13 protein-coding genes are annotated in these 14,928 nt (G+C 34.8%); 5 read left to right on the forward strand and 8 right to left on the reverse strand.

All coding sequences use genetic code 11. The features are described from left to right. Positions 1-20: 20 nt before the first annotated feature. From MHI00_RS09745 to MHI00_RS09760, 4 genes are all read right to left on the reverse strand, one after another. On the reverse strand, positions 21-2,222 hold the full coding sequence (locus MHI00_RS09745; protein WP_341113176.1) for a sensor histidine kinase: 2,202 nt from the start codon (positions 2,220-2,222) through the stop codon (positions 21-23). After that, the gene (locus MHI00_RS09750; RefSeq protein ID WP_010049508.1) at positions 2,212-2,907 is read right to left on the reverse strand and encodes a response regulator transcription factor; all 696 of its coding nucleotides are present in this window, start codon (positions 2,905-2,907) and stop codon (positions 2,212-2,214) included. Before MHI00_RS09750 ends, MHI00_RS09745 begins: the two co-directional genes overlap by 11 nt. A gap of 320 nt (positions 2,908-3,227) precedes the next feature. Then, complete coding sequence (locus MHI00_RS09755) at positions 3,228-3,653, reverse strand: GNAT family N-acetyltransferase (RefSeq protein WP_341113180.1); 426 nt, start codon at positions 3,651-3,653, stop codon at positions 3,228-3,230. Between the two features lie 159 nt (positions 3,654-3,812). Beyond that, entirely contained in the window at positions 3,813-4,481 is a 669-nt protein-coding gene (locus MHI00_RS09760) for an HD domain-containing protein (RefSeq protein ID WP_341113182.1), read from the reverse strand. A gap of 473 nt (positions 4,482-4,954) precedes the next feature. On the opposite strand from MHI00_RS09760, the gene MHI00_RS09765 reads away from it, so the two are divergent. The 3 genes from MHI00_RS09765 to MHI00_RS09775 are packed head-to-tail and all read left to right on the forward strand — an operon-like array spanning position 4,955 to position 7,907. After that, on the forward strand, positions 4,955-6,148 hold the full coding sequence (locus tag MHI00_RS09765) for a quaternary amine ABC transporter ATP-binding protein (RefSeq protein WP_010049501.1): 1,194 nt from the start codon (positions 4,955-4,957) through the stop codon (positions 6,146-6,148). Further along, positions 6,141-6,989, forward strand: coding sequence for an ABC transporter permease (locus MHI00_RS09770; RefSeq protein WP_015076174.1), 849 nt, complete (start codon positions 6,141-6,143; stop codon positions 6,987-6,989). The genes MHI00_RS09765 and MHI00_RS09770 overlap by 8 nt, the downstream gene beginning before the upstream one ends. Positions 6,990-7,016: 27 nt before the next feature. After that, a complete protein-coding gene (locus tag MHI00_RS09775) occupies positions 7,017-7,907 on the forward strand; it encodes a glycine betaine ABC transporter substrate-binding protein (protein WP_010049497.1) in 891 nt (296 codons plus the stop codon). A 55-nt stretch (positions 7,908-7,962) separates the two neighbouring features. Here MHI00_RS09775 and MHI00_RS09780 read toward each other — a convergent pair whose 3' ends face one another. The 3 genes from MHI00_RS09780 to MHI00_RS09790 are packed head-to-tail and all read right to left on the reverse strand — an operon-like array spanning position 7,963 to position 11,648. After that, on the reverse strand, positions 7,963-9,654 hold the full coding sequence (locus tag MHI00_RS09780) for a ribonuclease J (RefSeq protein ID WP_187958110.1): 1,692 nt from the start codon (positions 9,652-9,654) through the stop codon (positions 7,963-7,965). 31 nt (positions 9,655-9,685) lie between these two features. After that, positions 9,686-10,564, reverse strand: a complete 879-nt coding sequence (dapA, locus tag MHI00_RS09785; protein WP_015076173.1) for a 4-hydroxy-tetrahydrodipicolinate synthase — start codon at positions 10,562-10,564, stop codon at positions 9,686-9,688. A gap of 34 nt (positions 10,565-10,598) precedes the next feature. Next, positions 10,599-11,648, reverse strand: coding sequence for an aspartate-semialdehyde dehydrogenase (locus MHI00_RS09790; protein ID WP_010049493.1), 1,050 nt, complete (start codon positions 11,646-11,648; stop codon positions 10,599-10,601). A gap of 328 nt (positions 11,649-11,976) precedes the next feature. Between MHI00_RS09790 and MHI00_RS09795 the strand changes: the two genes are divergently transcribed. Then, a complete protein-coding gene (locus tag MHI00_RS09795) occupies positions 11,977-12,813 on the forward strand; it encodes an alpha/beta hydrolase (RefSeq protein ID WP_015076170.1) in 837 nt (278 codons plus the stop codon). On the opposite strand, the gene MHI00_RS09800 is transcribed toward MHI00_RS09795, so the two are convergent. Further along, entirely contained in the window at positions 12,749-13,561 is an 813-nt protein-coding gene (locus MHI00_RS09800) for a Cof-type HAD-IIB family hydrolase (protein ID WP_057000302.1), read from the reverse strand. The two genes, MHI00_RS09795 and MHI00_RS09800, sit on opposite strands and share 65 nt — an antisense overlap. Before the next feature lie 257 nt (positions 13,562-13,818). On the opposite strand from MHI00_RS09800, the gene MHI00_RS09805 reads away from it, so the two are divergent. Beyond that, on the forward strand, positions 13,819-14,808 hold the full coding sequence (locus MHI00_RS09805) for a biotin--[acetyl-CoA-carboxylase] ligase (RefSeq protein ID WP_341113199.1): 990 nt from the start codon (positions 13,819-13,821) through the stop codon (positions 14,806-14,808). Positions 14,809-14,928 lie beyond the last annotated feature (120 nt).

A 14,928-nucleotide genomic window follows, 5' to 3' on the forward strand; every position in this document is an offset into this window, starting at 1 on the left:
ACTTGATTTTCTTCTAACATTTAGTTAATTTCTTCATTTAATTTTTCTTTAGGCAAATCAATCACCAATTTAAACATATCTCCATCTACGATAATCTCAAACTTCCCTTTATGCAAGTCAATAATTGAATGGGCAATAGCTAGACCTAATCCTGATCCTTCGGTATTTCTAGAATCATCTCCACGTTTAAAGCGTTCCACAAGTTCAGTCGCTTCCTCATTTAACTCATACTTAGAAATATTTTTAAAGACTAAACGAACAAAATCCGGACCATCGGTTAACTTCATATAGACTCTTGTGCCAGGAAGTGCATATTTCACAATATTTCCCATAATATTGTCTAATACGCGCCAAATTCGTTCTCCGTCAAGACTAATTAAAACTGGCTCTAATCCCTTAGAGACCCTTAGTTGTAAATCAGCCTTGTCAAATTCTTCAGTATATTCGGCAATTGATTGTTGTAAAAGCTGGCCTAAATTAACTTCACTTTTTTCCAGTATCACTTCACCAGTTGACATTTTAGAAACTTCAAATAAATCGTCAATCAAGTGCTTCATTCGTCCAGCTTTTTGATTAATAATTTCAATGTAATGTTCTTTTTCAACTTCTGTATTCGTCCCTTGGCGAAGTAAATCAGCATAACTAATGATTGAAGTTAAAGGTGTTCGTAAATCATGACTGACATTAGAAATTAATTCTGTTTTCAATTTTTCACTTTGGACTTGTCTCTGTGCAGAGCTTAAGACAATGGTTTTTATTTTCTTTAAATCTGCTTCAAGTTCTGGTAAATGTTGATTTTCCAGTGGATATTCCTCCGCATCAAGCTGATTTAAAATAGCCCGAGGTTGCCGACTTAACCTTTTCATTTTTAAATAGCTTTTTATCACTCCAATTGTAATTGGCAAGGATATTAAACAGAATAATACGCCATATAAGAGTATAGAAAAGTATCCATAGCGTAATGTAGCCAGTAAAGCTACCGGAATACCAAAACCTGTTGCTAAATAAACGAAAATCAAGCCGATTATTTGACTTGGACTTGAAAGCTTACAAAATACAGCTACAAAAAATTGACCGATTTTTACTGAAAAACTGTTCTTCCATTGCTTTTTCAATTCTTTTTTCCGAATACTCTCAACTAAATAGCGGACTTGCGTTGTTAAACAAGCTACAACTATAAAACTGACTACGAAAAATATTTTTGTTCCCCAGTATACTTCAATAGCTGTCATATAAAGTATAAAACTAAATATTACTAAAGCTAAAATGCGGATATCTAATGAAACTTTAGTGTATTTTTTGAGTAGATTTGGAAACAATACAGCTTTTTTTAAATTACTAATGCCCATTACTACAGCAATTAAACCTGCTAGTATTCCAAAACCAATTTTCCAAAAACGACGTTTGTTCAATTGCTCCATTCTTTTTTTATCATTAGATACAGGAGAATTTGCTTTTACTGCTGCTACCCCTTTGATTTCAACTTGATTGCCATCTCCACGAAATAATAGATCTCGTTCGTTACCAAAGATGTTATTCGTTACATAAGCCCATTCATCAATCTTTTGAAGCTCTTCTGTTTTTTTAGATTTAATGACTTTCTGCGCTTCATCAATACTTTTCGGTACTTGCTTTTCGGGTAAGTTTGTATAAACTTCTCCGTTTGAATCAACTAAATAATAATAAAAACTTTCGTCAACATCCTTTAGTTCATTTTTGTATTGATCCATTAACTCGGCTTTGTTTTTCTGCAAATAAATTAATTTTTCTTTTTTGATTTTTTCTCTAAGTGCATCATCATCCATAAAATTTTTCATAATAGCAGCTTGCTTTACATTTTTTTCATTATTGAGGCGCTCAATTTCAGTTTGATTTCTCTCGTTAACAGCGTTCACGAGTAGGTCTTGATATTGTTGGTCAATATCAGCCAGCTGTGTACCTAAATCCCCGTAAAAAAACCGATAAGCATCCATTTGATCATTTGAGACGACAAGATTTTTTTCAGGATCTTTTAGTAATTTTTTATAAAAGTGATCACTGTAGATCATGTTAATCGTTGTCGGCTGATCATTGCCATAGAGCTCATCAGGGTTTTGACTAAAAGAGCCAATTGGACTATTTGAAGTTGGTTCAGCGTTCCACTTAAGCAAAGGAACAACAGCATAACATACACTAAACGTTAGCAATAACCAGAAAATAATTGTACGAAATTTATTTTTCAATTTTATACCCCACTCCCCAAACCACTTTTAAATACTTAGGATTTTTAGGATTGACTTCAATTTTCTCTCTAATTTTTCGAATATGAACAGAAACGGTATTATCCGCATTAAAGCTAGGTTCCTGCCAAACAGATTCATAAATCTCATCAATAGAAAAAACTTTTCCCGCATGCCCCATTAAGAGAGCCGTAATCTTAAATTCTGTGGGCGTCATTTTAATTTCACGGCCATCAACTGTAATTTTTTTGGCATTTTGATCCAAGCTTAAACCACGTACCTCAATTAAATCATCATTTATTTCATAAACACCTAATGTCATATATCTACGCAAATGAGATTTTACTCGTGCCATCAATTCAAGTGGATTAAAAGGTTTGGTAATATAATCATCTGCCCCAATTTGCAACCCATGAATTTTATCAATGTCTTCGCTTTTAGCGCTAAGCATCACAATCGGCACATTTAATTTTTTTTCGCGAATTCGGTAGGCTGTCATAATACCATCTAAATTAGGCATCATGACATCTAATAGGATTAAATGAACATCGTTTTCTTCTAATTTTTTTAAAGCGACTAAACCATCTTCCGCTTCAATCACAGTTATTTCTTCATTTTGCAGATAAATAGCAATCGCTTTTCTAATTTCTTTATCATCATCCACAACCAAAACCGTATACTCTTTCATCTGATTTCCTCCACTATCTTCCTTTATTCTGGTTCTATCATAACTTATTTTTTTTAGTATTTACTAGTGAACTTTCTTAAAGCTTTCTTAATTTTGCTATGTAGATGAAGGTCAAGAGCAAAGCTAAGTTTGCGTCAAGTTACTCAATTTATTATTCTTAGATAAATATCAGCTACTACCATTTTGAGTTTCGATAAATTTTCCCAACTCATCCAGTCAAAAAAATCCTTCCAAAGCCCTTTTCAAAATAATTTGAAACTTTTGAAGATTGCTTGGAAAGATACTTTTAAAAGATGCTTTTATCTGAAGAGATATTAAATTTATCCTATCATTTTAATAAAAAATAGTTCAATAGGTTGTTCATAGTCAGGAATATCAATACACAATTTACCAGCTTCATGGTATCCTATTTTTCTATAAAAACAGTGCGCAGTTTCATCTGCTTGAGTAGATGTCAGAACCATTCCATAACCTAATGATTCCATATCTTTTTCCCAAAATTCCATGAGGGTTCTTCCATAGCCTTTATATTGGTATTCCCAATCGATAAAAAGCATTGTACAAAAAGGTGTATTATCCCAAAAAAGATTATATCTTAGTAGTCCAATTGGAATCTTATTTTCTACTAGAATGTATCCCCTTTTATCTCTAACTTTCTTCTCGAATTCTACTTCCGATATATGCTTGTCTAATGTAAACCAAAAAGATTTGTCTTTATCTTGAACATATCTGATACTTACCATCATTATCCCCCTCAAATTTCACTTTATTTAAATAATCTTATTATAGTAGCTTTTGTAATAAGAAAGATGAACAAAAAACTGCTTTACTATTTAAAAAAGACGAAACTTTATTTTTGAGTAGTAGGCAGCCTATTAAAAACTTTAATGGTAAGCATGCTACTTCTAACGTTCTCCATCCCATTCCCCATAAAACTGGTCTAAAAAATGAAGCATATAATTGTGGCGCTCTATAGCTAATTTTTCCCCTGTTTCAGTTTTCATCAATTCTTTTAGCTTTAGTAACTTTTCATAAAAATGCATAATGGCAGTATCCTCTCCAGAACGATACTCCTCTAGTGTCATATCTTCTCTTGCCACTCGTCTTGGATCATGAATCGGTCGACCATGATGACCTGAATAGGCTAAAGTGCGAGCAATTCCAATTGCTCCCAAAGCATCCAGTCGGTCTGCATCTTGAACAATCTTTCCCTCGATTGTCTTTAACTCAACTTTATTTGTTCCACCTTTATAAGACATATTCAGAATAATGGTTAAAATAGCTGCTTGATCTAGTGGGGAAACATTATTTTTTTCCAGCCATTCTTGTACTCGTTTCTCACCTGCTGCAGCATTCTCATTTAACTTTTCATCTGCAATATCATGCAATAACGCAGCCATTTCGCAAATAAACAAATCAACGGATTGCATTTTTTGTTCCTCTTTTGCGATTGTATTTGTTGTGTTCACAACGCGTTGAATATGCCACCAGTCATGACCGCTTGGTTCATTTATCAATTCCTCGTAAACAAATTGTTTTGTTTTATCTACTATTAGGCTTTTATCTAGCTTCATTTTTCTTTTAGCACCCTTTCTTTTTCTGCCTTTATAGTGTATCAATCCTCTCGTTACTTTTCAATCAGATTGATTTTTTAACAGATACTCTTTGCATTTAAATTGTCAAAAAGTAAGCGATATCTTAGTTTTTATTAAATTTTTTTAAATCTCTTATTGAGCCTATCATAGCAATGAATAGCGCTGTTATTCATTTTTTTTGAAAGCAAATTTATTTTCATTTTACCTAAATTAATGTTAGAATAGTAACCATGCCTTTTGGAACGGGTATTTTTTTATGTAAAATCACACTTTATTTTCTAGCGAAATAATAAAATAAGAATAATCATTTTAAATTTCCATACTCAAAATTTGTTTATGGCTGATTGAAAAATCATTTTATTTTGTTCGTATCGACTAGGGAGTAAAAACAATGTTTGCTTTGAGCTAAATCAAGCTCGTAGTCAACAAAAATAACAAAGGAGGATTTTAATTTGTCGAAGATTAGAGTCGAAAATTTAACAAAAGTCTTTGGTAAAAAAAGTGCCAAAGCTTTAGCAATGCTAAAAGACAATAAGTCGAAAAAAGAAATTCTAAAAGAAACTGGAGCAACCATTGGGGTTGATAATGTTAGTTTTTCTGTTGAAGAAGGAGAAATTTTTGTTATTATGGGACTTTCGGGTAGTGGTAAATCTACATTAATCCGATTGCTTAATCGTTTAATTGAACCAACTTCTGGAGATATATTTTTAGATGATCAAGACTTAGTTAAGATGGATAAAAAAACATTACGTGAAACACGTCGTAAAAGTATGAGTATGGTTTTTCAAAACTTTGGACTCTTTCCTAATCGGACTATTTTACAAAATGCTGAATATGGTCTTGAAATTCAACGGGTTGAAAAAGAAGAGCGTGCCTTGAAAGCCAATGAAGCTTTGGATTTAGTTGGCTTAAATGGATACGGAGACCAATATCCTGATCAATTATCTGGCGGGATGCAACAACGTGTTGGACTAGCTCGGGCATTAGCTAATAACCCTGATATTCTTTTAATGGATGAAGCTTTTTCAGCATTAGATCCCTTAAATCGTAAAGATATGCAAAATCAGTTGTTAGATTTGCAAAGCAGTGTTCAAAAAACCATCATTTTTATTACACATGATTTAAACGAAGCTTTACGCATCGGTGATCGAATTATGATTATGCGTGACGGAGCAGTTGTTCAATCTGGAACGCCAGAAGAAATTTTGACGACTCCTGAAAATGACTATGTTGAAAAATTCATTGAGGACGTTGACCGTTCTAAAGTCTTAACTGCGGCTAATGTCATGATTGAACCGACAACAGTCTCTCTTGAAAAGAGCGGACCTCGGGTAGCCTTAAAACGAATGCGTGATGAAAATCTTTCTAGTCTGTTTGTGGTAAACCGTCATGGAGAATTAATCGGAATAGTCCATGCTAATGAAGTTTTAGCTGCGATTCAAGAACAGAAAAATTCTTTAGAAGGTATTATTCATAACGATGTCGCTACAACTGAGCCAGATGTGGCCATTAGTGACTTACTTGACACAGTTTCAACTATGAACGTTCCAATTGCTGTAGTTGAAAATAAAAAGCTACGAGGAATTATTATTCGTGGTTCTGTATTAGCTGCATTAGCAGGAAACGAGGTGGAGCAACATGGATAATATCCCAACATTACCAATTGCCAATTGGATTGATCAATTGGTTGAAAGTTTAACTCAATTTGAAGGTTTCTTCAATTTTATTTCTATTATTATCGCCAGTATTGCTGGAGCTTTCCAATGGATCTTTGATATCTTACCAATTTGGCTTTTCATAGTAGTCGTTGTTTTAGGTGTTTACTATGTCAATCGAAATGGAAAAAAATGGGGTCTTGTTAGTTTTAGCTTGCTAGGTTTATTGTTTATTTGGAACTTAGGTTTTTGGCGTGATATGACTCAAACATTAACATTAGTCTTAACTAGTAGCTTTATCGCTTTAATTATTGGAGTTCCACTAGGCATTTGGATGTCTAAAAGCCGTTGGGCTGAAAAAATTATTCGTCCTATTTTAGATTTCATGCAAACAATGCCAGCATTTGTGTATTTAATCCCTGCTGTAGCATTTTTCGGAATCGGTATGGTTCCTGGGGTTGTTGCATCTGTTATCTTCTCAATGCCTCCAACTGTTCGAATGACCAATTTAGGTATTCGTGAAGTACCAACTGAACTAGACGAAGCCGCTGATTCTTTTGGATCAACAGCTTGGCAAAAATTGTTCAAAGTTGAGTTGCCATTAGCTAAATCCACCATTATGGCAGGAATTAACCAAAGTATGATGCTTTCATTATCTATGGTTGTTATTGCTTCAATGATTGGAACCATGGGCTTAGGAACAAAAGTTTACTTTGCTGTTGGACGAAATGATGCTGGTAACGGATTTGCTGCTGGTTTAGCAATTGTTATTTTAGCCATTATTTTAGACCGTATTACTCAAGCATTTACAAAAGATAAACGTAGTAAATAGAGACAATCTATACTAAGGAGAATCAGAATGAAAAAAATTAAAACATTGCTCCTACTAATGATCTTCCCTTTCTTTTTAGCAAGTTGTGCGTCTGTTTTATCTCCGTATGATGCTAAAAAGCCAGTAGGAGAACAAATAAATTATACAATTACTGGGATTGATGCAGGTGCTGGGATTATGTCTAGTACTGAAAAAGCTATTAGTGACTATCAACTAGATAAAAATAATTGGCAACTTCAACCTAGTTCAACTGCAGCAATGACTAGTACTTTAGCAAAAGCAATTAAAGATAAACGTCCAATCGTTGTAACAGGTTGGACGCCTCATTGGATGTTTACAAAATTTGATTTAAAATTCTTAGAAGATCCAAAAGGTTCTTTCGGTAAGGCTGAGAATATTCATACAATTGTTCGTAAGGATTTGAAAAAAGATGAACCAACGGCTTATGAAGTCCTTGATCGTTTTTATTGGACTCCTGAAGAAATGGCTGATGTCATGCTACAAGTCAATGAAGGCGTTGATCCTGAAAAAGCTGCTGCTGATTGGTTAAAAGCCAATCCAGAAAAATTGGAAGAATGGACAAAAGATCTTAAAAAAGTCGATGGAAATCCAATTAAATTGACGTATGTTGCGTGGGATTCAGAAATTGCTTCAACTAATGTGGTTGCTTTGGCTTTAAATGAAGTTGGGTATGACACAACTGTTCAAGCAATGGAAATTCAACCAATGTGGGCATCTGTTGCCACAAATGCGGCTGATGCTATGGTTGCTGCTTGGTTACCAAACACAGCTGGAATTTTTTATGAAGACTATAAAGATGATATTGAAGATTTAGGTATTAATCTTGAAGGCGCTAAGCTTGGGCTTGTTGTACCAACATATATGGAAAACATCAACTCAATTGAAGATTTGAAATAAGTAAAAAGTAGTAAGATTCCTCCTCATCGAGAAGAAATCTTACTACTTTTTTTTATTAGCTTTCTTTATTTCGTTTTGTATTGCGATAGCTACTTTCCATAATGATTGGTAAAATCACTGGACGTCGACGAGTTTTTTCAAAGAGATATTTGCTTAAAGACTCACGAATTTCTTGTTTCAAGCGACTCCATTCAAATTCTTTACGACTCAAGTTATCTTCAACGACTTTTTTAACAATTTCATTGCTTTCTTTAATCAAGTCCTCGTTGGCTCTAACGTAGACAAAACCTCTTGTAGTAATATCTGGACCAGAAATGATTTTACCTTGCTTACGGCTGATTGTAACCACTGCTACGAAGATTCCATCCTCAGACAAGAGCTTACGATCACGTAAAACAATATTTCCAATATCCCCCACACCAATTCCATCAATCATCGTGTTACCAGCTTCAACTTGACCAGCCATGCGCATTCTACCTTTTGTATACTCCATTACGTCCCCTTTGCCAGGGATAAAAATGTTTTTACGAGGAATACCCACTTCATGTGCCAAATCAGCATGGGCTGCCAAACGACGATATTCTCCTTGAACCGGAATAAAGTAAGTTGGTTTTAATAAATTAATCATTAGTTGTAAATCTTTTGCTGTTCCATGACCAGAAGCTTTCAAATTGGTTGAAATTTGTTTAACTGTTCCACCAGCTCGGTAAATCATATCTTCTGTTTTAGCCACAGTCGTCTCCATTGCTGTAGAGGTTGTCGTTGTAATATAAACTAAATCCCCTTCTTTAATGTTGACTTGACGATGTTTGCCAATAGCCATTTTTTGTAAGCTTTGAATTGGTTCACCTAGATTACCTGTTTCTAATACCACAATTTCATCATCTGGGTATTTATCAATCTCTTTAACAGAAACAATTAACTCTTCACTTGGTAATTGGATTTTATTTAATGTCATAGCTGTTTTGACAATTTCTTCTAAATCTCTACCTGTAATAAAAATTTTGCGGTTTGATTTGTGAGCAGCATCCAATACTTGCTGTACACGCATAATATTACTAGCGATACATGCCACAATAATCCGACCGTCTGTATTTCTAAATGTATCTAAGACTTCACCAGCAATTTTTAAATCGCTCGCATTCTCAACAGATCCTTCTGCTTCAGCTGAATCACTTAATAAAGCTAAGACATTCCCTTCGCCAATATCACTGATTTTACCAAAATTAGACTGATACATCGGTGTTGCGCTTTGATCAAACTTAAAATCTCCTGTATAAACAATTGTGCCTTCTGAAGTTTTAAGTGCAATTCCGACTGAATCAGGAATAGTATGCGTTGTTTTAAAGAAACTCACAACTGCATTTCCGAAATCAATCTCCGTCTTGTCATCAATGACATGATAATCTTTAAAGCCTTTGACTAAATTGTCCTTATTCACAAAAAGTTTTGCTAATGCAATGGTTAACTCTGTTCCAAATACTGGAACATTGAATTTTTGTAAAAAGTACGGTAATGCTCCGATAGCATCTGCATGGCCGTGAGTTAAAAATACTCCTGTCACACGGTCTGCATTAGCTTCTAAATAACTAAAATCAGGAATGACAACGTCTATTCCTAACAACTCATTTTCAGGATACATGAGACCACAATCTAAGACAAATATTTCTTCTTCCACTTCGACAATGTACATATTTTTTCCATTCTCACGTACACCGCCAAGCGGGATAATTTTGATGTCGCTCATTTCTTCACCTCTAAAATATTATTTCTCTTGCTTATCTATTTATTTCTAAACGATTAAAAATAGTCATTTCTTCTTCTTTTGTACATTCTACTAACGGTAAACGTACACCGCCAACAGAGATTCCTTGCTGATTTAAGACAGCTTTTACTGGCGCTGGAGATGGAACACTAAAAACGATACTCATCTTCGGTAACAACATACGATAAATACGTGCAGCATCAGCTAATAAGCCGTTATCTAAAAGTCGATACATCTCTGACATCTCATTTCCTACAACATGACTAGCAACAGAAATAACTCCTGCACCACCCATACATTTTGTTGGAAAAGCAAGATGATCCTCGCCGGTATAAACTAAAAAGTCTGGCTCACTTCCTTCAATAATGGCACTCATCGCTTCCAAACCTGCACACTCTTTAATGCCAATCACATTTTCTAGTAAGGATAGACGCAACGTTGTTTGAACTTCAACATTGACCCCTGTTCTAGCAGAGACATTATAAATCATAATTGGAAGCGGACTTGCTTTAGCTACAGCTTTAAAATGTTGATACAAGCCTTCTTGATTAGGGCGATTATAGTAAGGCGCTACTACCAAAGCAGCATCAATTCCAGCAATTTCTGCAACTTCTTTTGTAAAGGCAATGGTTTCTGCTGTGTTAAATGAACCTGTTCCAGCAATAATTGGCACTCGACCATGAACAATTTCAACTGTCTTTTTGTACAGTTCAAGCTTTTCAGAATGACTTAATGTTGGAGATTCACCTGTTGTTCCTCCAACAATCAATCCTTCAGTTCCATTAGCTAACAAGTATTCGATTAATGTGGCTGTTTTAGCAAAATCAACTTGGCCATTTTCGTTAAAAGGGGTGACCATTGCCGTCATAATTTGTGCTGTTGCAATTTCCAAAAACAATCATCCTCTCGCATTTATGAATCTATTTTTATTTAGGTACTCGCACTAAATCTAAGCGATGTAAACTTTCCGCTATTTCAATTGAATTCCAAGCTGCACCTTTTAGTAAATTGTCTGATACAACCCACATATGGAAACCTAAGTCATCATCTAAATCTTTACGAACCCGTCCAACAAATGTTTCTTTTTTCCCAACAGATGTTAAGGCTGTTGGATACAACTGTGTTGCTGGATCATCTTGCAACACTACTCCTGGAGCTTTTTCTAGTTCATTTTGAATACCAAAAACAGTTGCTAGTTCATCCTTCACTTCAAAGTAGATAGATTCTGAATGACCTGATACAACAGGAATACGAACACAAGTTGCAGCAACTTTGATTGTTTCATCTGCCATAATTTTCTTCGTTTCATTCATCATTTTCCATTCCTCATAGGTGTAACCAGCGTCACTAAAAACATCTATTTGCGGCAAAGCGTTAAAAGCAATTGGAAAATGTTTTTTATCGCCACCGCAAGGTAAAATATGTGCTTCAACAGGTTCGTCGTTTAGCATTTTTTGCGATTGTTCTTTTAATTCATTGATCGCAGATACTCCCGCACCACTAACTGCTTGATAAGTCGAAACAATAATTCTGCTTAATCCATAAGCTTTACGGACAGGCTCTAAAGCAACCATCATTTGGATTGTTGAACAGTTTGGATTGGCAATAATACCTTGATGCTCTTTTAGAGCTAATTCATTCACTTGCGGAACGACTAGAGGTACATTTAAATCCATTCTAAAAGCACTTGTATTGTCAATCACAACAGCGCCGCGTTTGACAGCTTCTGGAGCAAACTCTTTTGAAACAGATCCTCCTGCACTAAATAACGCAATATCAATGCCTTCAAATGATTCAGCAGTTGTTTCTTCAATCACTAATTCTTGGTCTTTAAATAGTAATACTTTCCCTGCAGAACGTTTTGAAGCTAATAATTTAACTCCTGCAATTGGAAAATCTGCTTCTGCTAACATTTCTAACATTTTTGTACCTACAGCACCCGTTGCCCCTACAACTGCTACTTGATAACCACTCATACATACAGCCCCTTTAATTTAATTCATTATTTTTATTTACTCGTGTTTTCACTTTTTATTTGTATTTAGTAGCTATTTCTCATTTCGTTCGAATGAAGGAAAGTTTGCTGATTAAATTCACTATTGAGCTACAATAAACGCTACCTTGACTCCAACTTATTGACTCTAGTACCAACTCAAAGAAACATTTTAAGAATAAAAAGTTACCATTTAATATTTTACCATAGAATCAGCATAAATCCTACCAAACTTCACTTTTTATGTTAATATTAATTGAATAGATTATCTTCTATTTTCTAATGAAATAAAATCAAAAAGGAGAAAACAAATGAAACGTAGATACAAAATCAGCCTAATAATTATATTGACACTGATTAGTTTAGCTTTAATCGGTTTGCTAGTAATCCAAAATAAAACGTACTCGCCTAGCGATGAAGCTTTAGCAGCAGCAAAAACCAGTGAAAATGTTAAAGTTACTCGTACAAAAGATGCTTTAATCTTCACACCCCAAAAAAAGACAGATAATCCTGCTGTTTTATTTTATCAAGGAGCTCTAGTTGATGAAACAAGTTACAGTATCTGGGCTCATCAATTGGCTAAGGCTGGTTACGAAACCTATTTAATCCACCAACCCTTTAATATGGCCGTCCTAGGAGCAAATAAAGCTGAAAAAATCATTGACAAGTATGCAATCGACTCGTATGTGATTGGCGGACATTCATTAGGTGGTGTGATGGCTAGCCGTTTTGCTAAAAAGCAAACTTCTGATAATTTAAAAGGTGTTTTCTTTTTAGCCAGTTATCCCGATGAAAAAGGAGCCTTAAACGCAACAGAACTACCAGTCTTATCCATTACTGGCTCTAAAGATGGTGTGTTAAACTGGGAAAGCTATCACTCTAGCCAAAAATTATTACCCGCTAAAACCGATTTCCAAGTAATTGATGGGGGAAATCATGCAGGATTTGGTAGCTATGGTCCTCAAAAAGGAGATAATAAAGCCAGTATTTCTGATAAAAAACAACAAAGCGAAGTCAGTGAATTACTTTTAAAATGGCTTCAAACTATAAAAGAAGAGGTTGGGAAAATCCCAACCTCTTCTTTTATTTGGTCAACACTAATTCTTCAATCGCAAATGCAACACCATCGTTGTCATTTGATTTTGTAACAAAAGTAGCTAAAGCCTGAATCTCTAACAAAGCATTCTCCATAACGACTGCTGATCCAGCATACTCCAACATACTGCGATCATTTTCAGCATCTCCAATTGCCATTACATTCTCAGGTTTTAAATTCAATGACTCCGCCAATACTTTTAAAGCTTCCCCTTTACTCGCTCCTCGATTTAAAAATTCAAAATTATACGAAACACTCCGTACGCAATAAAATTCATCGTAAAATGACGGCGGTAAATCTAAAAGTAATTGATCAATTTCAGTGGAATCGCCTAAAAACATCGCTTTTGTTAGGAGCATGTCTGATGAAAGATCTTTCTTATCAATCACAGTCAGCTCTGTATGCAATAATTTTGCATCATCAAAAAGCAGCTTGTTTGGTTCTGGATGTAGCGTATACATTTTTTTATCATCAAAGAAAGTTAGTTGTGCCTTCTGTGTTTTAGAAAACTTCTCTATTTCTTTCAATTGCTCCAACTCAATCGTCAAATGAGATAAAACTTTTTTACTCGCCGTTTCTTGCACCAACGCCCCATTTTGAGTAATAGCAATATCAGTAGAATCCAACAAGTCTAGCTTCTCTAAGTATGGTAGAATTCCCACAATCGGTCTTCCAGTACATAAAACAATTTTGACACCCTGTGCTTTAGCGCGTTTAATGGTATCTATGACCTTTTGTGTTAATCTATGTTGGCTGTTTAAAAGTGTTCCATCAATATCAATAGCAATTAGTTTAATCATATTTTCTTGTCTCCCTTACTTTCTAATAAAAAGCTCGTTGAGCCGATTAGCTCCGGCAAGAAAATAGCAAAAATTGATGTGGCGTTTTTTGACACTTCAAATTTTTATCTTTTTCTCGAGGAGTTGGCTCAAGCATTCTTTATTAAGCATACCACAAGATGACTTTGTACGTAGTTTTTATCTAAAGAAATTTTTTTCAGTGCTTTTTCTGCTATAATAAAATCATACATGTTTGAATTGAAAGGAATTTTCTAACTATGACAACGACTAAAGAAAAGGTCTTAGCCTTTATTCAAGAAGCCTATCCAGAGCCCATCTCTGGGCAATTAATTTGTGACAAACTAACAATTTCAAGAACTGCCGTTTGGAAAGCCATTCAAAGTTTAAAAGAAGAAGGCTATGATATCCATTCCCAAGGGAAAAGTGGTTACTATTTTACTCAACCTCCAGTTAGTAAAGTAGCAATCTCGGCTCAATTAAATACCAAATTTATTGGGAAACATCTAACCGTTCTACCAACTATTTCTTCAACAAATACAGTAGCCAAGCAGTTGGCTGACGTAACACCAATTGATGGAAATGTCTTAATTGCAGAAGAACAAATCGGGGCGCGTGGACGATTAGGACGAACCTGGAACTCTACGAAAGGTAAATCAGTTGCCTTGTCAATCACGTTAACCCCATCAATTTCTCCAACAAATGCAAGCCTCATCACACAGATAGTTGCAGCTGCCTTTGTCTTAGCAAGTGAACCTATCTTACCAGTTAAGATTAAATGGCCAAATGACATTGTAGTTAATGGGCAAAAACTTTGTGGTATTTTAACTGAGATGAGCGCCGAATTAACAGAAATTCATTATGTAGTTGTTGGAATCGGCATAAATACTAATTTAGACATAACTGATTTTTCTGATGAATTACAAAAAAAAGCTACATCCTTTGCTTTGCAGCTTGGACAGAAAATTTATCCCAATCAATTAATTAGTGCATTTTTAAATCAATTTGAACATCTCTATCAAGAATTTATTGAAACAGGTTCGACGGAAAAATTTCTAACTATTTGTCGTGAACATTCGGCTGTCATCGGAAAAGATATCCACGTTATCAGCTCTAAAGAAACGAGGCAAGCACAAGCGATTACGATTGATAGTGCAGGACAACTGATTGTTAAATTTAAGGGTGATACTGAGTCTACACCTTTGCTTGCTGGCGAAATTTCAATCCGTGGACTAAATGGTTATATCTAATAATAAAAAAAAACGGAAATTCCTAATTGGAATTTCCGTTTTTTTAAGCTTAATTAATCAATTACATGAAAATGAATTTACCAAACCACAGCAAACCAAAATTTTCGGATTAGATCGTCC

Source organism: Carnobacterium sp. FSL E2-0243, from assembly GCF_038003605.1.
GTDB classification, from domain to species: domain Bacteria; phylum Bacillota; class Bacilli; order Lactobacillales; family Carnobacteriaceae; genus Carnobacterium; species Carnobacterium maltaromaticum.